The sequence below is a fragment of the Streptomyces sp. NPDC030245 genome, from assembly GCF_055572995.1.
Map to the genome: position 1 here is coordinate 1 of NZ_JBVICF010000017.1, position 23,820 is coordinate 23,820.

Below are 23,820 nucleotides of genomic sequence, written 5' to 3' on the forward strand. Positions count from 1 at the left end.
AGCGCCATCACACCGCCGATGCAGAAGAACGCGAACGACGTGACCAGATAGAGCGTGCCGATCGTCTTGTGGTCAGTGGTGGTCAGCCACTTGATCACGGCATGTCCGGGCCGACGGGGCCGGGGTGCCGTGCGCGCGGGCACGGATGCGGGTTCTGGGACGCGCGCGGGCGGCGGCATCACGGTGTTGCTGTCCATGCCCCGCCTGTGTCCGGCGGGCCCCGATCTGTGACAGCTGCGCGGAGCGACATGGATCACACCCCGCACCTGTGACGATCGCAGCGGTGCCGGACACTTCGTAACCGTGAGCGACGACGAAACCTTCGCCGCTGCCTATCGCGAGCACTACTGGGCGGTCAGCCGCTACGTGGCACGGCGGCTCGGCGGCCCGACGAACGACACGGAGGAGGTGGTGGCCGACGTGTTCACCGTCGCCTGGCGGCGCCGCGCCGACCTGCCGCCCCATCCGCTGCCCTGGCTCTACGGCATAGCGCGGCGCTGCCTGGCCAACGCGGTCCGCGGCTACGGACGACGCCGCCGCCTGCTCGAACGGATCGGCCACGACGAGAGCCGCCACCGCAGGGACGTCGTGGCCGGCCCGGACGCCGAACACCCCGGTGAGTGGGTGCACGACGCCCTGGACCGGCTCTCCGCCTCCGACCAGGAGGTGCTGCGCCTGATGGCCTGGGAGGAACTGGACACCGAAGAGCTCGCGACCGCCCTCGGCTGCGGCACCCGGGCGGCGGCGATGAGGCTGCACCGCGCCCGCCGCCGGCTGAGAGCCGAGATAGATCGCATGCGGCCCGCACCGGCCGCACGGCCCGCCCCTGAAGCGACCCGCGCCACCGTTCCGGAGGACCACGGCCATGGCTCATGACGACGAACTCGCCCTCCTGCGCGCCGCCGACCCCGTCCCCGGCGACGACGCCCGGCACCGCGACCGGCCCTTGCCCGCCCACGCGGAGCGGCAGTTGAACCTGCTTTTGCACAGTGCGCCCGCCACGCGCGGCCGCCCCGCACGCCAAGTGCGCCGCCTGGTCTGGGGCATCGAGATGGTCTCGCTCGCCGTGTCGGCCGCCCTGGCCCTCGTCCTCGCGGGGTCGAGCAGCGCGCCCGCCGCCGCGGCCCCCCACCCGCTCACGCTCCGGTCCGGGTCCACGCCGCTGCCACTCGACCGGATCGCCGACCGCGCGTCGGAGTCGGCGGCGGCCGGGAACGCGCCACGCCTGCGCAGGGGAACGCACGTCCGGACATGGAGCCTCGCGCTGGCATCGGGCCCCGGCGCCGAAGCGCCGGTCACCCTGCCCGAGGAGCGCGTCACCCGCTGGCGGGCGGACGGCAGCCACACGGAACTGGTCGTGGCCACCGACCCCCGCCGCCCCGGGAAGCCGGTCATCGCCGACGGCGACGACGGGCCGCGCACGGTCCACGACGGCAAGGTACTCAGCGACCGCACCTACCCGCCGAGCCGGGGCACGGCCCCGCCGCAGACCCGGCCCCCGCACACACCGGAAGCCCTCCGCCGCTACCTGGCCGAGCTCAGCCGCCCGAGCGACCCCGCCCCGCTCACCGACACCCGCGAACTCCTCGACGCCGTCGCCATGTTCCTCCGCCACTGGACACCCGGAGCCCGCGAGAGGGCGGCGCTCGCCCGCCTCCTCACCGACGCCGACGGCCTGCGCCCGGCGGGAACGGTCACCGACCGCCTCGGGCGCACCGGTCAGGCGTACGTCCACGAGAGCGACGGAGTGCGCCGGATGCTGATTCTGGACCCGGCGGACGGCACCGTCTTGGGCCTGGAGGACACGGTCACCCGGAACGACCGTACGTACGGGGTGAAGGCGGGGGACGTCATGTCGTACAGCGCCTGGGTGCGCTGACCCCGGGATCGCGGCCCGCGCCCGTCTCAGCGCTTCTTCCGCGCCCCTCCCGTCGCCCCGCCGTCCTCGGGCGCCGCGAGCGGGACGCCGAGCGGGCGCGCAAGACCCACGATGCCCTCGTCGAGCCGTTGCAGGTGCCGCAGCACGCGGAACGCCACCGAGCCGGTCCGCAGCACCTCGTGGCGGCCGCTGTCGAGCATCGAGGCGATGCTGGAACCGGACTCGATGACGCCGTCCGGCTCCTCGTCGCGCACCTTCGCGGCGATCAGGTCGATGTTGTGCGTGATCCGCCGCCCGGCGAGCGCGAGCCGCGCGTCGGCCGCGACGCTCTTGCTCGACGGCACCAGCTCGGCCGTCGCCGCCAGTGAACGGGCGTGATAGGCGCAGGTCTCCAGGAGCGCGACGATGTACCGGGCCGTCTGCCGCCGGGCCCGCAGCGGGGCGATCGGGTGCGTCAACGGCTTCGTGGAACTGCGCAGATCGTCGAGGGCGGTGTCCAGGTCGCGCGCCAGGTCCACGAGGTCCACCGCGGGCCCGCCGCTCAGCTGCGCCACCGCGGCCGACACGACGTCCCGCAGCCGGGCGAGCACCGTGCCGAGCTCCTCGTCGGTCCGGTGCGACGTCCGCACCGGGAGCACCAGGACCGCCGCGATGATCCCGCAGGCCGCGCCGAGCGCCGTCTCCTCGATCCGCAGCACGAGGACATCAAGGCTGTAGGTGTTGAGGAGGGTGTAGAGCAGGCCCAGCATCGCGGTGACGAAGAAGGACATCAGCGCGTACGACAGCGGGGCGGTGAAGAACATCCCGAAGACGCAGAGCACGACGAGGGCGAACGCGGCCCACGTGTGGTTGCCGACGGCGCCGGCCAGCACCACCCCCGCCACCACACCGAGCACCGTGCCGACCAGGCGGCGGTAACCCTTGACCATGATCTCGCCCGTGGACGCGGTGTTGAGGAAGACCACCCAGCAGGTCAGGACCGCCCAGTACCACCGCTGCGTGGACAGGAACTCGCCGCCCACGATGGCCAGCGCCGAGCCCACCGCCACCTGCACGGCCGCCCTGGTGGTGGGCCGCCGCAGCCCGGTCTGCTCCGGCTCCTCCGCGTCCGCGGCCTCACCGGCGATCGAGATCTCCTCCGCCTCGAACTCCTCCCGGGACCGCATGGCCTCGGGCGTGTCGTACTCCTCGTCCCGCGCCCCCTGGGTCGCGAGGCGCAGACCGAGAATGGCGCGCGCCGCCTCGCCGATCGCGCGGAAGCAGTCCTGGATCGCGGGCGAGCCCTGCGGCAGGCCCTGCTCCTCGCGGTAGCCGAGCAGCCTGTTGCGCACATACGGGAGTGCCGTGCCGCGGTCGTCGGGCACCAGGCGCACCACGAGCAGGTGCAGCGCCCGCAGGTCCCTGCGCAGCGCGGTGCCCGCGTCCTGCCCCATCCGGCCGCGCCGCGACAGCGGCACGGAGGCGCTCGGCAGGTGCAGGGTGAGGGTCTCCACGCGCTCCGCGCTGCGGGCGTTGAGGAGCAGGACGCCGAGGCGTTCCGCGGCGATCTCGGCGTCGGCCACCCTGCGTTGCAGCAGCGCGGCCGCCGCCGCGTCGCGGGTGCCCTCCTCCAGGCGGCCCTGGATCATCAGCGCGGCCTCGTGCAGCCGGGCGGTGCTGCGCCGCAGGTCGTCCAAAACCTTCTCCAGCCCTTCGGACGACTCGGCATCCGCGTCCAGGAGTTCGATCTGGTGGGCGATGAGCTGGGCGAGCCGGGCGCGGAACGCCTCGCGCAGCCGCGCCAGGGTGCGCTCGGGTGTCTCCGGCACCACGGCGAACCGGACGACCGCGCTGCACGCGAAGGCGATGGTCAGCGTGAGGCAGAGCTCCGGCAGCGCCGACGTGGACGCGTCGACGAAGAGGGAGACGAAGTAGACCTGGAAGCCGATCAGGCCGAGTGCGGTGCCCCGTTCGCCGAAGCGGCGGCAGTAGACGGCGGCGAAGATCAGCAGGACGAAGAAGAGGTCACCGGTGACCACCCGGGAGTTGAGCAGCGACCCCAGTGAGATCGCCGCCAGCGCCACCGGCAGCCCGAGCGCGAGGGTGATCGCCTGCCCCCGGACCTCCTTCTCCTGGATCGCGAAGGTGGCGACCATCGCCGTCATCGCGCCCGCGACGAGATGGGTGACCGATGTCCCGAGGGGTGCGAGCACGGCGAGTGCGAGGAGGATCGCCCCGACCGTGCGCAGTCCCGCCATGAGCCGCAGGAGTCCCGGGTCGGATGCCGAGAAACGGTCCCAGACGCCCTTCGCTGTCCGTCGTGCCACTGCCATCGTGATGCCGTACTCCCCGTCGTTCTCTCGGTGCCTCCCGGCGTGTCCCAGCATCGCACGAGGGCGTTTCGCGAGGTCAAGGCTGGTGGAGGCGGCGGCCGACGGGGCCCTGCGCGCATCGAGTAGGGTTTCGCTCCCGCCACTCGAGGAGGCACCGTGTCGTCACTGGACCGTACGTCGCACAAGAGCCGGGGACGCCGGGCATGACGGCGCGCGTGGCGGTCGGCGACACCGTCGAGGACTTCACACTGCCCGACGAGACCGGCACCCCGCGCCGCCTCTCCGAACTCCTGCGGCACGGCCCGGTGGTGCTGTTCTTCTACCCGGCGGCCCTCACCCCCGGCTGCACGGCGGAGGCCTGCCACTTCCGCGACCTGGCCGCCGAGTTCGACGCCGCGGGAGCCCGGCCCGTCGGAATCAGCGGCGACGAGGTCGCCCGCCAACGGGAGTTCACGGAGCGCCACACGCTCGGCTTCCCGCTGCTCTCCGACCCCGGCGGCGAGGTCCGCGGCCGCTTCGGCGTGACCCGCGGCTTCTCCTTCGCACCGACGAAGCGCGTCACGTTCGTCATCGCGCAGGACCGCACCGTCGCCGAGGTGATCCGCAGCGAACTCCGCATGAGCGCCCACGCCGACCGGGCGCTGGCCGCGGTACGCAGGCTCGGGGCGGCCTGAGTTTCCGTGCTGTGCTCCGGCACGGGATGCTACGACGCACCAAACGCACCGCCTCAAGGAGCACCGCGTGAGCACCAGCACCGTTCTGACGACCGATCACCCCGCCTGGGCTCGGACCGCCGGAGGTACGTGGGCGCGCGCCGTCCGCAGTGGCCGCGCACTGTGGATGGCCGCCTGGGGATCGTCCGGGTTGACGATGCAGTGCCTCGACGGCGCAGAGGACACCAAACCGGTCGTCGACGTCACCGAACCGGGCGCGCTGCCTGCGGGTGTGCCCGCCGAGCTCCGGGCAGCACTCGTATCGCTCGGAGCCGCTCAGCGGCTGGCCAATCCGTGGCTGTGGGACGCCCTGACCACCGCGATCCTGCGGCAGGTCGTCCGCGCCGACCAGGCCCGGCGCCTGTACCGCGCCTGGTGCCGCGCTTACGGGGTGACAGTGGAGACCGCGCACGGGCCACTGCACGTCGCCCCGGACCCCGAGCAGGTCCTCGCCCTGAGCGATCAGCAATTCGTCGCGGTCGGGGCCAAGTTCCACCGCAGCGCCCTTCGGGCCGCCGCCGAGCGCTACACGCGCCACCACGCCGACTGGACGCAGCTGCCTGCGCCGGAACTGGCGACGGCGCTGACCGGGGTGCCGAGGATCGGCCCGTGGACTGCGGCGGCCGCCGCATCCGACTTCACCGGGGACTTCAGCACCTACCCGCACGACGACTACGCCGTGCGGGCCTGGGCGGCGAAGGCCGCCCCCGCGTACGCCTGGCCGGACAAGAAGGACAAGTCCTTCGGACCGCTGTGGAAGACCTTCGCCGGGCCCGACCTCAAGCACCTGCACGCGCTGACCGTGCTGACCCTCACGTTTGGGTCCCACGCGCCATCCCGGTAGCCCCCACTTGTGGGGGTGCCGGCCGCTTCCTCTCCCTTGACCTCCAGGTGAGCCGCGTCTCACCTGCCCGGTGCCGCTTGTCTATGCAACGAGTTGCATAGAAGGATTCGGGCATGGCGCTTGAGCACGCGATTCTTGTCTCCCTGCTGGAGAAGCCCGGCTCCGGGTACGAACTGGCCCGGCGGTTCGACCGTTCCATCGGGTACTTCTGGGCCGCCACCCACCAGCAGATCTACCGCGTCCTCAAGCGCATGGAGGGCGACGGGTGGATCGCCGCCCGTGAGGTGGCGCAGCAGGACCGGCCGGACAAGAAGGAGTACTCCGTCGCCGGCCTCGGCCGGACGGTGCTCTCCGAGTGGTTGCAGGAACCGATCCAGCCCGAGAGCGTGCGGCACGAGCTCGCCGTGAAGATCCGTGGCGCGGCCTTCGACGATCCGGCCGCGCTGATCGACGAGGTGGAGCGGCACCGCCAGGCGCACGCCGACCGCCTCGCGCACTACCTCGCGGGGGAGCGGCGCGACTTCACCGGGCCCGACGCCCCCGCACCTGTAGCCGGACCCGATGCCGGTCCCGACGCGGGTCGGGAGCTCCAGCACGTCGTGCTCCGCGGCGGCATCGCGTACGAGCGGATGACGCTCGACTGGCTCGACGACGTGCTCGCCACCCTCCACCGACTCGACCCCGAGCGCTGAGCGCGCTCCCCGTACCTCTTGGAAAGGCGAACCGCCATGGCCGACCCGCTGCTGTTCAACCCCCACACCTACGACCCGGCCCACTTCGACCCCGAGACCCGCAGGCTGCTGCGCGCGACCGTCGACTGGTTCGAGGCGCGCGGCAAGCGCAGGCTGATCGAGGACTACCGCTCCCGCGCCTGGCTCGCGGAGTTCCTGGAGTTCTCCGCCAAGGAAGGGCTCTTCGCGACCTTCCTCACGCCGGCGTCCGCAGCGGGTGAGGGGGAGGGCGACAAGCGCTGGGACACCGCCCGGATCGCCGCCCTCAACGAGATCTTCGGTTTCTACGGGCTCGACTACTGGTACGCCTGGCAGGTCACCATCCTCGGCCTCGGCCCCGTCTGGCAGAGCGACAACGCCGCGGCCCGCACCCGTGCCGCCGAACTGCTCTCCCAGGGCGAGGTGTTCGCCTTCGGCCTGTCCGAGAAGGCGCACGGCGCCGACATCTACTCCACCGACATGCTTCTGGAGCCGGACGGCGACGGGGGCTTCACGGCCACCGGATCCAAGTACTACATCGGCAACGGCAACGCCGCGGGCCTCGTCTCCGTCTTCGGGCGCCGCACCGACGTCGAGGGCCCCGACGGCTACGTCTTCTTCGCCGCCGACAGCCGCCACGAGGCGTACCACCTGGTCAAGAACGTCGTGGACTCGTCGAAGTACGTGAGCGAGTTCCGTCTGGAGAACTACCCGGTCGGCCCCGACGACGTGCTGCACACCGGCCGCGCCGCCTTCGACGCCGCCCTCAACACCGTCAACGTCGGCAAGTTCAACCTCTGCACCGCCTCCATCGGCATCTGCGAGCACGCGATGTACGAGGCCGTCACCCACGCCACGGGCCGCATCCTCTACGGGCGCCCCGTCACCGCCTTCCCGCACGTGCGCCGCGAGCTGACCGACGCCTACGTCCGCCTCGTCGGGATGAAGCTCTTCAGCGACCGCGCCGTCGACTACTTCCGCTCGGCGGGCCCCGACGACCGCCGCTACCTCCTCTTCAACCCCATGACGAAGATGAAGGTGACCACGGAGGGCGAGAAGGTCATCGACCTGATGTGGGACGTCATCGCCGCCAAGGGCTTCGAGAAGGACAACTACTTCGCGCAGGCGGCCGTCGAGATCCGCGGCCTGCCGAAGCTGGAGGGGACCGTTCACGTCAACCTCGCGCTGATCACGAAGTTCATGGGCAACCACCTCCTGAACCCGGCCGAGTACGCGCCCGTGCCGACCCGCCTGGACGCGGCCGACGACGACTTCCTCTTCCGGCAGGGACCGGCCCGGGGCCTCGGCGCCATCCGCTTCCACGACTGGCGCGCCGCCTTCGACGCGTACGCCGAGGTGCCCAACGTCGCCCGCTTCCGCGAGCAGGCCGACGCGCTGTGCGCGTTCGTCACCACCGCCGCCCCCGACGAGAAGCAGAGCCGCGACCTCGACCTGCTCCTCGCCGTCGGCCAGCTGTTCGCGCTGGTCGTGCACGGGCAGCTGATCCTGGAGCAGGCCCGCCTGACCGGCCTGGACCAGGACGTGCTCGACGAGCTCTTCGCCGTCCTCGTACGGGACTTCTCCGCGCACGCCGTCGAGCTGCACGGCAAGGACTCCGCCACCGCCGACCAGCAGAGCTGGGCACTGGGCGCCGTCCGCCGCCCGGTCGTCGACGACGCCCGCTCGGCGCGCGTCTGGGAGCGCGTCGAGGCGCTCGCGGGGACGTACGAGATGGCGCCGTGACCGGGGCGACGTCCCTCAGAGGAAGCTGACGTTCTGGGCGAGGGAGAGACGGCTGGAGTAGTTGACCGTGTTCGTGGCCGACCGCATGTAGGCGCGCCACGCGTCGGACCCCGACTCGCGGCCCCCGCCGGTCTCCTTCTCGCCCCCGAACGCACCGCCGATCTCCGCGCCCGACGTCCCGATGTTCACGTTGGCGATGCCGCAGTCCGAGCCCTCCGCGGACAGGAACCGCTCGGCCTCCTGCTGGTCGCGCGTGAAGATGCTCGACGAGAGGCCCTGGGGCACGTCGTTGTGCAGGGCGATCGCCTCGTCGAAGGTGTCGTACGTCATGACGTACAGGAGCGGCGCGAACGTCTCCTCGCGGACCGTGTCGGTCTGCCGGGGGACGCGGACCACGGCCGGTTCGACGTACGCGGCGTGCGGCGCCGACGCGGCCGGGCGGCCGGCGCCCCCCGCGAGGAGTTCGCCGCCCTCGCCGCGCACCCGCTCCAGCGCGGCGTGCATGCCGTCCAGTGCCCGCGCGGAGATGAGCGGCCCGACCAGCGTGGCCCGGTCGAAGGGGTCACCGATGGGCAGCTTCCGGTACGCGGCGGTGAGGCGGCCGACGAGGGCGTCGGCGATGTCGCGGTGCACGATCAGGCGCCGCAGCGTCGTGCAGCGCTGCCCGGCGGTCCCGACCGCGGCGAACACGATGCCCTGAAGGGCGAGGTCCAGATCGGCGGAGGGCGCGACGACCGCCGCGTTGTTGCCGCCGAGTTCGAGCAGGCACCGGCCGAAGCGGGCGGCGACGCGCGGGCCGACCTCGCGCCCCATGCGCGTCGAACCGGTGGCGCTGACCAGCGCGACCCGCGGGTCGTCCACGAGCGCCGCACCGACGGCGGCGTCGCCGAGCAGCAACCGGTGCACGTCCCGGGGCGCACCGACGTCGTCGGCGGCCCTCGCCAGCAGCCGGTCGCAGGCCAGCGAGACGAGCGGCGTCAGTTCGGAGGGCTTCCACACCACGGTGTCGCCGCAGACCAGCGCGACAGCCGTGTTCCACGACCAGACCGCCGCCGGGAAGTTGAACGCGGAGACGACGCCGACGACGCCGAGCGGGTGCCAGGTCTCCGCCAGGCGGTGCCCCGGCCGCTCCGAGGCGATGGTGCGCCCGTACAGCTGCCGGGACAGCCCGACGGCGAAGTCACAGATGTCGATCATCTCCTGGACCTCGCCGAGCGCCTCCGAGCGGATCTTGCCCGCCTCGACGGTGATCAGGTCCGCCAGGTCCTCCTTGTGGTCGCGCAGCAACTCGCCGAGGCGCCGCACCAGTTCGCCGCGGCGGGGTGCCGGCGTGGTGCGCCAGTCGAGGAAGGCCGCACGGGCCGCGGTCAGCGCCTCCTCGGTTCCGGCCGGGCCGGCGGTGGCCAGCCCGAAGAGGCCGTCGCCGGTGATGGGGGTGCGGGCCCGCAGGCCGTCGCCCTCGGGAACCGTGACGCCGATGCGGTCGAGTCCGGCGCGGACCCGGGCGCGCAGTTCGTCGGTGGTGGGCAGGGCGATGCCGGTCATGACGCTCCCTGGGGACGGAGTGCGCGGGGGAGTTGGGCGAGGGAGCGGTCCCGCTGCCGCTCGTAGAGCGTGAACGGGTCGAGGACCTCCCGGTCCATGGCTTCGGAGAGCCGGTCGGCGTCGTACGAACTGCCTTCCCGGCCGCTGTTCCTGGAGCCCGTGTCGGCGAGGTTGGACTGGAAGATGCCGGCGGCCGACCGGGGCAGGAAGTCCTCGTACACGATCGGCTCGGCGCGCAACCAGCCGCCGCTCAGCAGGCCACCGAGGTCGGAGGGCGGGCGGCTGCCGTCCGCGGGCCGCTCCGGGACGGCGTGGTACGTGAAGAACCCGAGCCCGCGGGCGGCCAGTTCGTGTTCGGTCGGCGGCAGGTGCTCGCTCCAGACGGCGCGGGCGACGTCACCGCGCTCGCCCGCGGGCCGGTGCCCCGCCCGCTCGTCGATGAGGCCGAGCAGCCGGTCGTAGAGCGCGCGGCCCTCCCGGGTCAGGGCGATGCCGCGGGCCTCGACCTCACCGAACCGCACCCGCAGCGCGCCGAGGGTCACACTGCCGTCCGCGGTGCGCAGCGCGCGCGGCTCGGCGAGCGCCCGGAAGGAGGTCTGGCGCAGCAGCACGTCGGGGCCCGGCCAGCGCGGCGGCCCCTGAATGGCGTCGATCATCTCGACGCCGCGCTCGGTCATGCGCCGGTAGAGCTCGTCGATGTCCAGGACGCGCGGGGTGAGGTGGTTGATGTGGGTGCTGCGTACGCCGCCGATGTCCGCGGCGACGGCGGAGACGCGCTCCAGGGCCGCGTACCACTCGCGGTCGATGGGTTCCGGCGACAACTCGAAGGCCCGCACCGCGAGTTCGAGGAAGCGTTCGGCGTCCGTGTCGGGCAGTTCCCGGTCCGCCTCCGCCCGGTCGGCCAGCGCGAGCAGCTCCGGCGGGAACAGCTCGCGCCCCGCGAGGAACGTGGCGAGGCGCGAGCGCAGATCCGCGTCGAAGAACCGCGGGTCGGACACGGTCAGCATGGACGTGAAGACCCGGAACGGATTGCGGGCCAGCTCGTCCTCGTCCACCGGCCGGAACGCCGTCGACACGATCGGGAGCGCGCTCGCCGGGGTGTCGCGCAGATCGTAGAAGCCGACCGGGCGCATGCCGAGCGCGCCGAAGACGCGAGCGACCTGCCGCAGCTCCTCGGGGGTGCCGACGCGGATCGCGCCGTGCCGCTCGGCGGTGACGCGGCCGATGGACCCCAGACGTTCCGCGTCGGCGCCCCGCGCGCGCAGGACGTCCTCGTTGACCTCGCGCGAGACGTCCACCAGCGTCGTGTACGCGGGGACCTCGCGCCCGTACATCCGCGAGAGCCGGGCGGCGAACGCGGCGCGCAGCCGCCACTGTTCGATCATCGGCACGTCGTCCTTTCGGAGTCACACCACATGGGCTTCGGGGCGGTTCTCGGCCCCCGCGTCGAAGCGGTCCGCGCCGAACGGCGCGACGTCGACGCACGGGCGCCGACCCAGATACAGGTCGCGGACGATCTCGCCCACGGCTGGGGCCTGGAGGAAGCCGTGCCCGGAGAACCCGGTGGCGTAAAGGAGGTTGGCGGGTGCGGCGCAGCGGCCGATCAGCGCGTTGTGGTCGGGCGTGACCTCGTACAGGCCCGCCCAGCCGCCGGACACCTCCAGCTCCGCGAGCGCCGGGGCCCGCCGGCGCGCCACCGCACGGAACAGCTCCAGCCACTCCGGCGTCCACGTGGTGTCGAAGCCCTCCGCCCGCCCGGGGTCGGCGAGACCGAGGAGCAGTCCGTCGTCGCTGTTGTGGAAGTACGCCGACGACGCGAAGTCGATCGTGAAGGGGACGCGCGGCGCGGCGGGCACGAGCGGGACGGTGAAGGCGAGCTGGCGGCGGAGCGGCCGCACCGGCAGCTCGACGCCCACCATGGCGCCGATCCCCGCCGACCAGGCCCCGGCGGCGCAGACCACGGCGGAGCACGCCACCGGGCCGCGGTCGGTGTGCACGACGGTGACGCGGTCACCGGCCGTGTCCATGCCGGTGGCCGCGGTGTGCGTCGCGAACACGGCACCGGCCCGCGCCGCGGCACGCGCGTACCCGCGCACGACGAGCGCCGGACGCGCGTGGCCGTCGGCGGGGGAGTGGGCGGCGGCCACCAGGCCCTCGGTGCTCAGGTAGGGGCAGAGCGCCCGCGCCTCGCGGGGGCCGATCATGCGGCTGGGCACGCCGAGACCGTTCTGCGTCCGCACGCTGTCCTCGAAGTCGGCCGCTTGGCCGGGGCTGGTCAGCAGGAAGAGGTAGCCGACGGTGTCGAGCCCGATCTCCGCGCCCGGCCGGCGCGGAAAGTCCCGGAAGGCGCGCAGGCTGCGGTGGCCCAGCTCGATGTTGAGCGGATCGGAGAACTGCGCCCGCACCCCGCCGATCGGCTTGCCCGAGCTGCCGCAGGCGAGCTCGCCGCGCTCGACGACGACGATGTCATGCACGCCTGCCTCGGCGAGGTGGAAAGCGATGCTCGCTCCCATCACCCCGCCGCCGATGATCACGACGTCGGCGGCGGGCGGGAGAGTGCGGTACGCGGACGGGGGCGACGGGGACGGTGACGGCGAGGGCGGCGGTAACGGTGAGGGATGCGGGGACGGTGAGGAGGCCAAGTGGCCGCTCCCTTCCAGGCGTTGGCCTGGGCTGTCATGGCATGACGTGGAGTGACTGATGTGGCGTGGCACGGCGCGGAACGCTGAGCAGCTGTCTGCCTGCCCGCCATGGTGCAGCACGCCGCCCGTCGCGGTCCATGAGGCGTCACCTTGCCGATTGCTGGACATGGACGACGCTGTAGTCGATGGCTGTCGACGGCTCGCACGTCCGTTGGCGTGACGCACGACACGGCCCGGCTGCCCGTTTCGGGACGTTCGCCCTGTCCGTTTCAGTCCTTACGCCCTCCTTATTCGCAGAGATCCCAGGTTAGCTTTCCCCTTCTTGATCTTTTCTTTACTGGGAGGGGAACTTGTGACGAAGAGTCGCAAGCACAGACCTGGACGGGCGTTGGGCACGTGTCTCGTACTGGCCGGAATGCTGGTGATGGAGGCCGCCGTACCGGCTGGCGCCGCCGTCTCGGCCGTCGCCGCCGGCGGAGCGACCGCCGCGCCCCAGGGGGCCGTGGCCAAGCCGGCGGCCGGGAACGACGCCACCGCCGCGGTCCTTCGGGCCCGCCTCGCGGACAAGCGCGTCGAGGTGGTCGGGGAACGCAGTGAGACCAGGACCGTGTGGGCCGATCCCGACGGAACGCTGACCGAGGAGCAGGCCGCGGGCCCGGTGCGCTTCCGCGCCGATGACGGGTCCTGGACCGGTGTCGACATCGACCTGGCCACGTTGCCCGACGGCCGTGTCGGGGCCAAGGCGCATCCGCTCGGGCTCACGCTCGCCGGGGCCTCGCCCCGTCGCGCGGACACGGCGGCCACCCGCCGCCTGCGCGCCGCCGCACCTGTCCCGGCCGCCGCACCCTTGGTCTCGTTGACCACGCGGCGGGGGCAGCGGGTCGAACTGGGCTGGCGCGGAGCACTGCCCGCCCCGCGCGTCGAAGGCACCAGGGCCACCTATCGTGACGCCCTGCCGCACGCGGATCTCGTGGTGGACGCCACCAGAACCGGCTTCGAGCAGTTCGTCGTCCTCAACTCCCCCAAGGCCGTGGATGAGGCGGGCACGCTGCGGATGACGCTCACCGCCAAGGGGCTGAGCGCCAAGGCGGCGCCCGACGGCGGGGTGTCGTTCACCGACGCGGACGGGAAGACCGCGGGGACGCTGCCGGCCCCGGTCATGTGGGACGCACGGTACGACGAACGCTCCGGCGAACACCCGCACCGCGCGCCGGTCGCCATGACCGTCGCACAGGAAGGTGACCGCGTCGACCTGACGCTCACCCCGAACGCCGCCTTCCTCGCCGACCCGGCGACGAAGTTCCCGGTGACCGTCGACCCGGCGGTGAACCTGCTGACCACGTTCACCACGTTCGTGCAGCAGGGCTACGGCACCGACCAGTCGACCTCCAAGGAGCTCAAGCTCGGCAACAACGGCTCGGGCCAGGTGGCCCGGTCCTTCCTGAGGTTCGACAACAAGCCGGTGAAGGGCCGGGAGATCAAGGCGGCCACGCTGAAGCTGTGGAACCACCATTCCTGGTCGTGCCAGGAACGCGCCTGGGAGGTGTGGGACACCACCTCCGCCGGCCCTGCGAGCCGCTGGAACGCGCAGCCCACCTGGAACCGCAAATGGGCGACCTCGACCCAGACCAAGGGCGGCAGCGGCTGTGCCGAGGGCTGGGTGAGCGCCGACGTCAAGACGCTGATGCAGGCGTGGGCCGCCAACCCCCACGAAGAGAACACGCTGGGCCTGCGCGCCGCCGACGAGAAGGACTCCTACGCCTGGAAGCGGTTCGCCTCGCGCAACGCGGCCGGCCATGTGCCGGTCCTCTCGGTCACGTACAACAACGTGCCGGGCACGCCGAGTGGGCTGGCCCTGACGCCTTCGGCGTACAACTCCTTCAACAAACGCACCTACGCCACCTCCCTCACGCCGACCCTGTCCGCCAAGGTCACCGACCCCGACGGCGGCACGGTCAAGGCGCAGTTCGAGGTCAGTGCCGATCCGGCGTTCCACGACGCCGGCAGCTACAGCTGGAGCGGCACGAGCACCGGTGTCGCCTCGGGCGGCATCGCCAAGCTCACGATCCCGGCGGACAAGAAACTCGGCTCCTTCGGCTACCGTGTGCGCTCGCGCGCGCACGACGGCTCCGCCTACGGCGCCTGGAGCGGCTACGTGCCCTTCCGCGTCAACATCAGCAAGCCCGCCACTCCGGCGGTGAGCTGTGAGAAGTTCACGGCCGAACAGTGGACGGACGAGCCGGCCGGCGAGGTCGACTGCACCTTCACCACCACGTCGTCGGACGGCCGCGGCTTCTTGTGGGGGCTCGACGACGCGCGGACGCCCCGGTCCGTCGACGATTCCTCCGGTACGGGCGGCAGGCCGCAGACGGTGAAGGTCAAGGTCACCAAGGGCTGGCACACGCTGCACGTGCGCACCGTCGACTCGGCGGGGCTGCTCTCCGGCACAGCCGCGTACCAGTTCGGTGTCGGCGCCAAGCCCTCCGCCGTGCCGGTCCCCGACGTGCCGACAGCGCTGCAGGAAGGCGCGACGGACACGGCCACGCCCATGCTCTCCGGCGTGGTGACCTCCGCCGCCCAGGAGCGGATGCACGGCGAGTTCGCCCTGTTCGACGCCGAGGGCACGGCGATGCCCGACGTACCGCTGGTGCCGGCCGACGCCGACAGCGGCAGCCGGATCGCCACGGTGGTCCCCGAGGACACACTCACGGCCGGTGCCACCTACCGGTGGGCGATGCGCGCCTGCGGTGACGCGGCCTGTTCGCCGTGGAGCGGGAAGCAGACCTTCACCGCCAAGGCCCCGAAGGCGCATCCGGACCCGGCGACCCGTACCGTGGAGATCTCCGGCACCGCGCTCAGCGACGCCACCGCTCCCGTCGGCGCCAAGGACTGCGACGGGGCGGCCTGCGCCGCCGTCCAGGACGGCCTCCTGCGGGTGGGCACCCCGGGCTCCACGGCCTGGCGCACCTGGTTCAAGGCGGACCTCTCGGCAGTGCCCGCCGGTGCCCGGATCACCGACGCGCGGCTGAGGCTGCACCGCGCCGACTGCCCGGCCGATGCCGCCGAGCACTGCGCCGAGCCCGCTGCGACGGCGCGCGACCTGGCCGAGCCGTGGACACCTGAGCAGGACGGTGCGGCGCTGGCCACCGCGGCCAGTGACGAGGCGTTCGAGGCCGACGATGAACTGCCGGCCACGATCGGCGACCTCAACATCGCCTCCCTGGTGGACGGCTGGCTGGTCACGCAAGACAACCACGGGCTGAGCCTGCAGCTCGGCGACGAGAAGAACGCCGCCCCTGGCGTGGTCTACCACTCCTCGCGCGCCGAGGACCCGGCCAAGCGTCCCAGGCTGGTGGTCGACTACATCGCCGCCGCCGCGCCCGGCGCACCCACCAGTGTCCGAGCCGTACCGGGCGACAACGGCCTGCTGGCCACCTGGAACGCCCCTGCCGACCCCGGCGCGGCGACCGAGGCGCTGAAGTACACCGTCACCGTCCGCAAGGGCGACAGCGAAGTCGCCCGCACCACCACAGAGGACACCAGGCTCATCGTCCCGGGCCTTGCCAACGGTGCCGACCACACCGTGGAGGTCACCGCCACCACCGACTTCGGCACCTCCACCGCCGCCCACTCCTCCGCCGTGCGGCCGGTGGCCGTGGCCGACCAGGCGAAGTACGCCCAGGCGGTACGCGACTACGCCACCGCCCGGGCCGGAATCCTCAAGGGCACCTACACCACGGCCGAGAAGGCGGCCGCGGCGTCCGAGCACGGTGCGATGTTCCGTGACCTCCTCTCCGACCAGGAAGCCGAGCTGAACGACAGGCGCGAGGGGTACTCCCGGCACGGCCTGCACTATTCGTCGGTCACCAGCAAGCTCGACGACCCGCTCACCGGCCCCGGGCCCGACGGCTCCGTCGTCGTGCGCGGCCGGCTCACCGAACAGAGCGTCCTCACCGGCAAGGACGGCACCGAGGAGCACGAGGAGGGCGAGCTCGCGGGCCGCTTCGTCTTCACCCGTGGCGCCCTGCGCATGGAGGCCGACGACGCGGGCGTCGAGGTGACACTGCCCACGACCGCCGACGCCGCGAAGCTGGCGACGGTGGCGCCGCCCGCCGAGGAGAGCATCGAGGAGGTCACCGAGGGCGAGCAGGAGCCCCCGTCGATCGAGCTGGACTCCGACGGCATGCTGCCCGCAGAGGCCGCCCCGCCGACCGGTTCACCGATGCTGCGCTCCGCCGCCCCCAAGGGCAGCGGCACATCGAGCTGGGCCAAGCGCCATGTCGGCATCGGCTGGGAGTACAAGCAGGACTGTACGAACTTCGTGTCCAAGGCCCTGCACCACGGCGGCAGGATGAAGCAGCGCAAGGGCGGCCGAAAGAACCCCTCACGCTGGTTCCGCAACAACATCGGCTCGAAGCGGTTCGACAGCTACACCTGGGCCGGCGCCGCCAATCTGCGCCAGCACCTCAAGAACCACCGGGGTGGCCGCGAAATCTCCCGCTACGACGTCCGTCCGGGTGACGTGATCTTCGCGTACTACAAGAAGGACCGGCAGTGGAACCATGCTGGTGTCGTCACCGGCGGCAGCCGCGGAAACATCTCCATCACCCAGCACGGCAGCAAGAACCACACCACGCTCAACCAGTGGCTCAAGCCGAAGAAGATCACGGCGGTGAGCATCATCAGGCCCGGGAGACGCAGTTGACATACGGACGCACAGGCCGGCGCGGGCTTCTGGCCGCCGCGGTGACAGCGGCTTCGCTGCTGCTCGCGGCGTGCACGACCGACCACACGCCGCCGCACGTCAAGGACGGCAGGGCCGACCTCGACCTGTCCGTGACCGGGCAGCCGTCCTCAGAATCCCTGGCCCTCGTGGAAAAGGCACTCGTCCGCATCCAGCGGCACGACGCGGAGGGACTGGCGAAGCTGTCGTTCGACGGCAAGGACGCCGAGAAGAGCGCGGAGAAGTGGGTGGCGAGATGGAGTGAGGCGGCACAAAAGCCGATGGTCGCCGACTTCGCCGTCGACCCGAAGACGTACGTCCGCGTGGAGATCCGTTTCCGCGGCGTCAAGGGTTATCTGCCCCTCACACTCGAAGCGAACACGGACGAGGACTGGACGTACGGAATCGTGACCGCCGAAAAGTCCGACAAGGAGTAGCCGGACGGTCAAGCAGGGCGTGAGGACCCCGGGGTGGTGAACTCCGGGGTCCTTCACGGTTCCGCGGCGCCGGCCGGTGGTGTCCGGGCCCGGTCGGCTCGCCCTCACCGCGTGGCGGCTGCTCGACGACTGAGGGATGTGGACACGGCCGTGCCACCGCCACGGCGACCGTCCTCGCGCTGCCTTCCGACCCGCCGCCACACCGCGAACCCGGCCATGGCGACCAGCAGATACAACGGCACGAGGAGCTCCACGTCCGGGGACGACTGCTCCACGGACCAGCCCGCGCCACGCTCGTCCCCCTCGAACACGACTCGGTTGACGGTCAGAAACGCCAGGTGCGCCCCGATGCCGACCCACAGTGGGGCGCGCCGCACCGCGCTGCGGGCCGTGACGAGCATCAGGCCGAACACCGTCAGCAGAATCAGGTAGCCGACCGGGTCCTGCCCGCCCGGTGCGAGCCCGACGGGACCGGCCTCCCCGCCGACGAGGGGCGCGACGCCGGCCTCCACCACCGTCGAAAGGCCGGGCACGACCAGAAACACGGCCGTCGTGCCGAGTGCCGAGACCACGCCGCCGAACCGGCCGCGCAGCGCGGTCCACGTACAGCCGCGCAGCGTCGCCTCCTCCGGCAGCGCCTCCAGGAGCAGGGCGACCACGCCGTTCGTCACCAGGTATCCGGCGAGCTCGGGCAGGTCGGGGCGCGACCAGTTCAGCAGGCCGGCGGCCGTCCCCGCGCCGAGCACGAGGGTCGCGGCGCCCACCGTCACGCCCGCTCCGAGGAGCAGAGCCCGCACGCTGTCGGCCGGGCCGCCGAACCCGATGTCCTTGAGGGAGCGGCCCCGGCGCCGCAGCGTGAGCAAGACGAGCGGCAGGGCCACCGCGCTGACCAGCACGGCGGGCACGAGCCGGGCGAGGAATCCGGAGATCCCGGCGGCGTCGGCGAGCACGGGACCCACCGCCGTACCCGCGCCGAGTGCCCCGCTCATGATCAGGCCGCCGCCCAGCGCCCGGCCCAGGGCCCCGGTGAGCGAGGGGGCGGGTGTGGATCGCTGCGGGCCTGCCATGTGTCTCTCCTCGGTACCGCTGGAAACCGCCGGATCAGCGGTACTTTCCATGGTCGGCGCCCGCGTGATCATGAGAGTCGTAGCCGTGGATGAAATGGCCGTACATCTTTCGATGCAGGCACAGCGCTCGCCGCCGTCCAAGCTCGCCGTGTTCAGGCCGGCGTCGGGGCCTGGATGCTGTACACGTCGCCGACCCGCAGATTGTCCGGCGTGCTGTACTCGCCGTAGGTGCCTATGACGGAGACGGCCACACGGGAATCGGGCTGCCGGAAAGTGCGGAAATACGGGGCGTTGGCCGGGGATTCCGGGATCTCCATCAGGGGGACGCCGCGCCGTGCCAATAGACGTTGCAGCTTTTCGAAGCGAAGCCGGGGAGTGAACCGCCCGTACCGGGCACGCAGCACGTCGTTGACGAGGGTGCGATCCCGGTACGCGAGCCGGTGCACCTGCAAGGTGAAGTGATGGGCCGACCAGGGTTGGTCGGCGGAAGCGCGGTCCCAGTGGAACTCGGCGAGGCCGTAGTCACGGCACATGCTGCGGTCGCCGAAGGTGTTCTCGGCGAAGTCCGAACCAAGGACCTTGGTGACGTGGTCAGGAGAGTCCGCGGCGCCCACGCCGAGCAAAGTGCCGGTGGTGACGACGTCCACGTAGAACGCCAGGGAATGCGGAGTCAAGGCTGATCCTCGATGCGGTGTGGTCCAGGGTGATGTGTGGGGGGACGGCTTCCAGGAGCCAAACTCTCGCGCCCTGGCGATTCAAGGTTCCCCCAAGGTTTGTTGCAAGCCGATGACGCACGGTGGTGTGGCACGTCGAGGCCGCGACCAGTCACCAGCGGGGAGCGGCCCGCACGCGGCGATCCCCAGCGGCGAGCGCTCTCATCATGCAGCGCTTGCCGGTCACCCTTTCACAGAGGAGCCCAAGTTGCGTATCCGTACGCCCATATTCGCTCTCTGCCTGGCAGCGACCGTCGCTTCTGGTGCGTTCATCGCGCCCGCGGCGAGTGCCGAGGAACAAGCACGCACATCCACCCAGTCATGCAGCATTCAGACGGTGAATCGGTACCCGGGAAGCTCCGTTCCCCCGAGGTGGCGCTTCGGTCAGGTGACCTTTGAAGTCACCGCGTGCTCTCAGGCCGACCCTTCGGAGTGGAAGACCACCGCACAGGCAACCACGAATGGCACGGGAAACAGCCTGGGGTACTTCCTGGACTCCCCGAAACTGCGCACACTCGCCACTGGCGAGAACGCCGAAACCAAGTCGGGCACCTACATGGCCAGCTTCACCCTCAAAGACTGCGTTCCCTACACGGAATGGCCATGCCTCAGGACCTACAAGATCCAGGTGAGCATCGGCGTGGTCGTCAACAAGTCCGACGGCACGGCACGCGTGATCTACGGTGCCGAGACCGGTGTGCCCCGCGGTCTCCAGCTCTACACGACCCCCTGACCTCCCTCCCCTCATGCCTAGGCGACCAGAAAGGGCGAACATGCGACTCAATCGTCTCGCCGTCACAGGAGCCACCGTGTCACTGCTGCTCCTGAGCGGCGCGATCACCGCGCAGGCGGCGGAGAGTTCACCGGCCGCTGCCGCGTGCGAAAGCGCCGACCTCGACCTGTATCCGGGTTCCATTTTCGGGCCACGTTACGGTGAATGGAACATGAGCGTCCTCGCCTGCCCGGACAAGGACGCTGCTACCTGGAAGGACAGCTCGGCGGTCGAACTCAACGCCACCGCGGGCAATCTCGGAATGGTCACCTATGGGGAGCCTGTCGTCCGGACGACGGAAACCGGTGAGAACGCCGACCATCGATTCGGCCGGTACGAGGCGACATTCCAGTCGAGGACCTGCGTGCCCTGGGTCGGCTGGCCCTGTCGCGCCCCGGTCACCTGGAAGGCCAAATTCACGGTGACCGCCGACAAGAAGACCAAGCAGGTGACGCTCCACCTGCACAGCCGTACCGCTCCCACCGCGGTTCAGGTTCTCCACAAGACGCCCTGACGCGCCTCTCCGCTGCTTCAGGCGTCTGAGGGAGCAGGGCCCGGAACTGTCGGCTCACATCGGGGGAGTGGCGGGCGCGGGCCCCAACGTGGTCGTGCCGGGTGCGGCCCGGTGGCCGAGACCCGTGCGGTACGCGTCCATCGCGGCCTCCACCCGCCCGGTGCGGCGCAGCAGATCGCCCAGGAGGCGGCAGAGGTCCGCCAGGTCACCGGCCGCGCTGGAGCGTTCGAGGAGGGACAGCGCCGCGCAGTAGTGCTCCTCGGCGCGCTCGGTATCGCCCCGCTCTTCGGCGATCAGCCCGAGCAGCCGGTGCGCGCCGCCCGCGTGCACCGCGCCGCGCCCGGCCCCCAGCACCCCGGCCCCGGGCGTTCTAGCCTCGGGCGACCCGGCCCCGGACGTCCCGGCGCCCCCCGCCGCGCCGTCGTCCGTGGTGAGCAGCGGCCGCAGCAGTGCCTCCGCCTCCTCGGCCCTGCCGCGCCGCCGCAGTACGTCCGCCAGCTCGACCTCGACCTGTTCGGTGAAGAGCGCGGCCCGCTTGGAGGCGAGAATGGCGCGGGCCGTGCGCAGTTCGGTCTCGGCGCGCTCCAGGTCGCCGTCCTGCGCGTGGACGTAACCGCGCATCCAGTGGCAGTGCGCGAGCTCGGTGCGGATGTGCAGTTGGCGGTAGAGCTCCTGGGCCTTGGCGAGCGACGCGTCCGCCTCGGCGATGCGGCCTTCGGCGATGAGGGTGCGGGCCACGCCGCGGTGCATTCCCGCGACCAGCGCGGGATCGTCGACGCGCGGCGCGAGCGCGAGCGCCAGCTCGGCGGCGTGCGCGGCCCGCGCGTGGGCGCCCATGTCCATGTAGGGCGCGATGGACGCGGTGTAGAGGAGCAGCAGGGCGTCGGGGTCGTGCAGTCCCGCGGTGTCGAGCTCGTCGAGGGTGCTCTCCAACAGGTAGCAGGCGTACCGCAGTTCGCCGGTGAGCAGGTGGGCCGTGGCGCGGCCCCGGATGGCCGGGACGCGCCGGGGCAGCGGCTCGTCGGCGAGCAGCCGCTCGACGGCGGCGAACCGGTCGCGGGCGCCGGTGAGGTCGCCGGACTCCAGGAGGCAGTCGCCGAGGCCCAGCAGGGCGTCGGCCTGTTCGGCCACGAGCGCGTGCTCGACGGCTTCCGCGTGGAGCGCGTCGAACAGCGCGGCCGCGTCCTCGGGGGCGCCGGTGGCCAGGGCGCGCCGCGCGTCGGTCAGGCGCAGGCGCAGCCCCGCGGCCAGGTGGGCGGGGCGGCCCGTGGCCAGCTCCTCGTAGCTGACGTCGAGGCGGGCGGCGAGGTGCCGCAGGGCGGCCTCGGAGGGGCGCACCTTGCCCGACTCCAGGGTGGAGACGTACGCGGGGGTGTAGGCGGGCTCGGCCAACTGGCGCTGAGTCAGCCCGCGTTCGCCGCGCAGGCGCTGGACGCGCCGGCCGATCTCGGCCGGGTCGTCGGGCCGCACGCCCCCGGAACTCTTCTGCGTCACCGCTGCCTCTCCGCCGTCCGACCGGACGCCTGTTTCTACGTACGTGGCGCCGAGGCCCTGTGCTCACCACGGCGCGAACTCGTCCGTCCCACAAGCAACTTGTCGCACACCCATTGCCTGAAGTCCCGGAAGCCCCTACGTTGAGCCGCGCCTTAACTCTACTTAACCCGCCATTTATATAGCGGACTTGTCACGGACTCATCGCGGACTTCGGAGGACGCCCATGCCCCCCACGCATCGAATACCCGGCCGCGCACACGGCCTGTCCGGCCGTGCCAGACGCACCCCCCTGCGCATCGCCCTCGCCACGGGCATCGCCCTGACCGCGGCGGTCGTCGCCACCGGCCCCGCGGGCACGGCCACCGCCGCGGACCCGGCACCGGACGCCGGACGGACCGAGCACGTCGAGTACTTCACCGGCCCCGGCGGCCACCCCCGGCACACCGAGGTCCCCGCCTCCCCGGCGCTCACCGCGAAGGAGCGCGCGGAGATCAAGGGCGACGGCGACGTCGTCCCGATCGTCGAAGCGGGGCCGACCGACGCCAAGCTCGACGTCGTCTTCATCGGCGACGGCTACACCGCCGCCCAGCAGGAGGACTTCCACGCCGACGTGCGCGCCAAGTGGGCGAAGGTCTCCGCCGTCGAGCCGTACGCCTCCTACAAGGGTCTCTTCAACGTCTGGGCGGTCGACGCGGTCTCCCGGCAGTCCGGCGTCTCCGGCGATCCGACGAGCGGCACCGTCAAGGACACCGCGCTCGGCTCCGCCTTCTTCTGCGACGGCATCGAGCGGCTGCTCTGCGTCGACACCAACAAGGTCGAGTCGTACGCGAAGAAGGCCGCCGACCCCGACCTCGTCATCGTCCTCGCCAACTCCACCAAGTACGGCGGCGCGGGCTACAACGACATCACCTCGCCCTCCGGCTACGACGGCATCGCCACCGCCTCCTCGGACAACGCCCAGTCCGACCAGGTCGTCGTTCACGAGACCGGTCACTCGCTGGGCAAGCTGGCCGACGAGTACTGGTACGACGAGTACGGCACGTACCGGGGCGCCGAGCCCTGGGAGACCAACATCAGCAAGCTGCGGGCCGACCAGCTGACCGCGCAGAAGAAGAAGTGGTACCGGTGGATCGGCCGGACCTCACCGGACGGCGGGAAGGTCGGCGCGTACGAGGGCGGCGGCTACCACCCGCGCGGCCTGTACCGCCCCACCGTCGACTCGATCATGCGCACGCTCGGCCGCGAGTTCAACCTGCCCGGCCGCGAGGCCATGATCGCCGGCTTCCACCGGCACGCCTCCGTCGTCACCGCGGTCACCCCCACGGGCAGCACCGTACGACGCGACGCCAAGGTCCGCGTGGAGGCGGCGGACGGCATCCGACTGCGCTGGAGCGTCGACGGCCGCGAGGTCCGGCGGGCCGACGGCGACACGGTCGTGACACCCCGAGCCCTGGGAGTCCCGTCCGACGGCCGTACCCACGAACTCTCACTCCGCGCCACCGACCCCACGGACGCCGTCCGCGACCCGGCCCTGCGTGCCTTGCTGTCCGACTCGCTGACCTGGCGGGTCAAGCGGTAGACCACCGACGGGCTGCGCCGCCCGCACCGCGGGGAAGCGGTGTCGCTCCGAGACGGCTGTTCGCGACCCGGCGCCGCTCCCGCCTGGCCGATGGGGCCGCCCGGACGCTGGGCGGCCCCCTTCCGACCCGCCT

The 23,820-nt window shown here is 71.9% G+C and carries 18 protein-coding genes and 1 pseudogene; 11 read left to right on the plus strand and 8 right to left on the minus strand.

Translation table 11 applies throughout. The annotated features are described in order from the left end of the window. Positions 1-179, minus strand: a pseudogene (locus tag ACZ4Z4_RS35000) (aa3-type cytochrome oxidase subunit I); the annotation flags it as partial. Positions 180-303: 124 nt separating this feature from the next. On the opposite strand from ACZ4Z4_RS35000, the gene ACZ4Z4_RS35005 reads away from it, so the two are divergent. Both ACZ4Z4_RS35005 and ACZ4Z4_RS35010 read left to right on the plus strand, forming a co-directional pair. After that, complete coding sequence (locus tag ACZ4Z4_RS35005) at positions 304-876, plus strand: RNA polymerase sigma factor (protein ID WP_468336717.1); 573 nt, start codon at positions 304-306, stop codon at positions 874-876. Then, the gene (locus tag ACZ4Z4_RS35010; RefSeq protein WP_468336720.1) at positions 866-1,879 is read left to right on the plus strand and encodes a CU044_5270 family protein; all 1,014 of its coding nucleotides are present in this window, start codon (positions 866-868) and stop codon (positions 1,877-1,879) included. The genes ACZ4Z4_RS35005 and ACZ4Z4_RS35010 overlap by 11 nt, the downstream gene beginning before the upstream one ends. A 26-nt stretch (positions 1,880-1,905) precedes the next feature. Here the strand turns inward: ACZ4Z4_RS35010 and ACZ4Z4_RS35015 are convergent, their stop codons facing one another. Beyond that, on the minus strand, positions 1,906-4,191 hold the full coding sequence (locus ACZ4Z4_RS35015) for an FUSC family protein (RefSeq protein WP_468336723.1): 2,286 nt from the start codon (positions 4,189-4,191) through the stop codon (positions 1,906-1,908). Positions 4,192-4,394: 203 nt separating this feature from the next. Between ACZ4Z4_RS35015 and ACZ4Z4_RS35020 the strand changes: the two genes are divergently transcribed. The 4 genes from ACZ4Z4_RS35020 to ACZ4Z4_RS35035 all read left to right on the plus strand — a co-directional run bounded on the left by ACZ4Z4_RS35020 (position 4,395) and on the right by ACZ4Z4_RS35035 (position 8,201). Next, positions 4,395-4,865 (plus strand): peroxiredoxin, encoded by a 471-nt coding sequence (locus ACZ4Z4_RS35020; protein WP_468336726.1) that lies wholly within the window; start codon positions 4,395-4,397, stop codon positions 4,863-4,865. A gap of 67 nt (positions 4,866-4,932) precedes the next feature. After that, on the plus strand, positions 4,933-5,748 hold the full coding sequence (locus tag ACZ4Z4_RS35025; RefSeq protein ID WP_468336729.1) for a DNA glycosylase family protein: 816 nt from the start codon (positions 4,933-4,935) through the stop codon (positions 5,746-5,748). 113 nt (positions 5,749-5,861) lie between these two features. Then, positions 5,862-6,440, plus strand: coding sequence for a PadR family transcriptional regulator (locus tag ACZ4Z4_RS35030; RefSeq protein WP_468336732.1), 579 nt, complete (start codon positions 5,862-5,864; stop codon positions 6,438-6,440). 36 nt (positions 6,441-6,476) lie between these two features. Next, the gene (locus tag ACZ4Z4_RS35035) at positions 6,477-8,201 is read left to right on the plus strand and encodes an acyl-CoA dehydrogenase family protein (RefSeq protein WP_468336735.1); all 1,725 of its coding nucleotides are present in this window, start codon (positions 6,477-6,479) and stop codon (positions 8,199-8,201) included. A 15-nt stretch (positions 8,202-8,216) separates the two neighbouring features. Here ACZ4Z4_RS35035 and amaB read toward each other — a convergent pair whose 3' ends face one another. The 3 genes from amaB to ACZ4Z4_RS35050 are packed head-to-tail and all read right to left on the minus strand — an operon-like array spanning position 8,217 to position 12,280. Next, positions 8,217-9,746 carry an L-piperidine-6-carboxylate dehydrogenase gene (amaB, locus tag ACZ4Z4_RS35040; RefSeq protein WP_468336738.1) on the minus strand — a complete coding sequence of 510 codons (1,530 nt, stop codon included), beginning with the start codon at positions 9,744-9,746 and terminating at the stop codon, positions 8,217-8,219. Next, positions 9,743-11,131, minus strand: a complete 1,389-nt coding sequence (gene hglS, locus ACZ4Z4_RS35045; protein ID WP_468336741.1) for a 2-oxoadipate dioxygenase/decarboxylase — start codon at positions 11,129-11,131, stop codon at positions 9,743-9,745. Before hglS ends, amaB begins: the two co-directional genes overlap by 4 nt. 21 nt (positions 11,132-11,152) lie before the next feature. Then, positions 11,153-12,280, minus strand: a complete 1,128-nt coding sequence (locus tag ACZ4Z4_RS35050; RefSeq protein ID WP_468337181.1) for an NAD(P)/FAD-dependent oxidoreductase — start codon at positions 12,278-12,280, stop codon at positions 11,153-11,155. Between the two features lie 523 nt (positions 12,281-12,803). On the opposite strand from ACZ4Z4_RS35050, the gene ACZ4Z4_RS35055 reads away from it, so the two are divergent. After that, complete coding sequence (locus ACZ4Z4_RS35055) at positions 12,804-17,093, plus strand: DNRLRE domain-containing protein (protein ID WP_468336743.1); 4,290 nt, start codon at positions 12,804-12,806, stop codon at positions 17,091-17,093. Beyond that, positions 17,090-17,548, plus strand: a complete 459-nt coding sequence (locus ACZ4Z4_RS35060) for a hypothetical protein (RefSeq protein WP_468336746.1) — start codon at positions 17,090-17,092, stop codon at positions 17,546-17,548. The genes ACZ4Z4_RS35055 and ACZ4Z4_RS35060 overlap by 4 nt, the downstream gene beginning before the upstream one ends. Before the next feature lie 104 nt (positions 17,549-17,652). Here ACZ4Z4_RS35060 and ACZ4Z4_RS35065 read toward each other — a convergent pair whose 3' ends face one another. Both ACZ4Z4_RS35065 and ACZ4Z4_RS35070 read right to left on the minus strand, forming a co-directional pair. Continuing rightward, a complete protein-coding gene (locus tag ACZ4Z4_RS35065; protein ID WP_468336749.1) occupies positions 17,653-18,615 on the minus strand; it encodes a CPBP family glutamic-type intramembrane protease in 963 nt (320 codons plus the stop codon). Between the two features lie 152 nt (positions 18,616-18,767). After that, positions 18,768-19,289 (minus strand): hypothetical protein, encoded by a 522-nt coding sequence (locus ACZ4Z4_RS35070; RefSeq protein ID WP_468336752.1) that lies wholly within the window; start codon positions 19,287-19,289, stop codon positions 18,768-18,770. Positions 19,290-19,716: 427 nt separating this feature from the next. On the opposite strand from ACZ4Z4_RS35070, the gene ACZ4Z4_RS35075 reads away from it, so the two are divergent. After that, complete coding sequence (locus ACZ4Z4_RS35075) at positions 19,717-20,061, plus strand: hypothetical protein (RefSeq protein ID WP_468336755.1); 345 nt, start codon at positions 19,717-19,719, stop codon at positions 20,059-20,061. 76 nt (positions 20,062-20,137) lie between these two features. Further along, positions 20,138-20,614 carry a hypothetical protein gene (locus ACZ4Z4_RS35080; RefSeq protein ID WP_468336758.1) on the plus strand — a complete coding sequence of 159 codons (477 nt, stop codon included), beginning with the start codon at positions 20,138-20,140 and terminating at the stop codon, positions 20,612-20,614. A 54-nt stretch (positions 20,615-20,668) separates the two neighbouring features. On the opposite strand, the gene ACZ4Z4_RS35085 is transcribed toward ACZ4Z4_RS35080, so the two are convergent. After that, positions 20,669-22,108 carry a helix-turn-helix domain-containing protein gene (locus ACZ4Z4_RS35085; protein WP_468336761.1) on the minus strand — a complete coding sequence of 480 codons (1,440 nt, stop codon included), beginning with the start codon at positions 22,106-22,108 and terminating at the stop codon, positions 20,669-20,671. Between the two features lie 223 nt (positions 22,109-22,331). On the opposite strand from ACZ4Z4_RS35085, the gene ACZ4Z4_RS35090 reads away from it, so the two are divergent. Further along, positions 22,332-23,687, plus strand: coding sequence for a M64 family metallopeptidase (locus ACZ4Z4_RS35090; protein ID WP_468336764.1), 1,356 nt, complete (start codon positions 22,332-22,334; stop codon positions 23,685-23,687). Positions 23,688-23,820 lie beyond the last annotated feature (133 nt).

Coding starts and splice junctions, on each gene's coding strand:
- hglS (WP_468336741.1), bottom strand. CDS start 11,131: ATGATCGAACAGTGGCGGCTGCGCGCCGCGTTCGCCGCCCGGCTCTCG.
- ACZ4Z4_RS35065 (WP_468336749.1), bottom strand. CDS start 18,615: ATGGCAGGCCCGCAGCGATCCACACCCGCCCCCTCGCTCACCGGGGCC.
- ACZ4Z4_RS35010 (WP_468336720.1), top strand. CDS start 866: ATGGCTCATGACGACGAACTCGCCCTCCTGCGCGCCGCCGACCCCGTC.
- ACZ4Z4_RS35030 (WP_468336732.1), top strand. CDS start 5,862: ATGGCGCTTGAGCACGCGATTCTTGTCTCCCTGCTGGAGAAGCCCGGC.
- ACZ4Z4_RS35015 (WP_468336723.1), bottom strand. CDS start 4,191: ATGGCAGTGGCACGACGGACAGCGAAGGGCGTCTGGGACCGTTTCTCG.
- ACZ4Z4_RS35090 (WP_468336764.1), top strand. CDS start 22,332: ATGCCCCCCACGCATCGAATACCCGGCCGCGCACACGGCCTGTCCGGC.
- ACZ4Z4_RS35020 (WP_468336726.1), top strand. CDS start 4,395: ATGACGGCGCGCGTGGCGGTCGGCGACACCGTCGAGGACTTCACACTG.
- amaB (WP_468336738.1), bottom strand. CDS start 9,746: ATGACCGGCATCGCCCTGCCCACCACCGACGAACTGCGCGCCCGGGTC.
- ACZ4Z4_RS35035 (WP_468336735.1), top strand. CDS start 6,477: ATGGCCGACCCGCTGCTGTTCAACCCCCACACCTACGACCCGGCCCAC.
- ACZ4Z4_RS35055 (WP_468336743.1), top strand. CDS start 12,804: ATGCTGGTGATGGAGGCCGCCGTACCGGCTGGCGCCGCCGTCTCGGCC.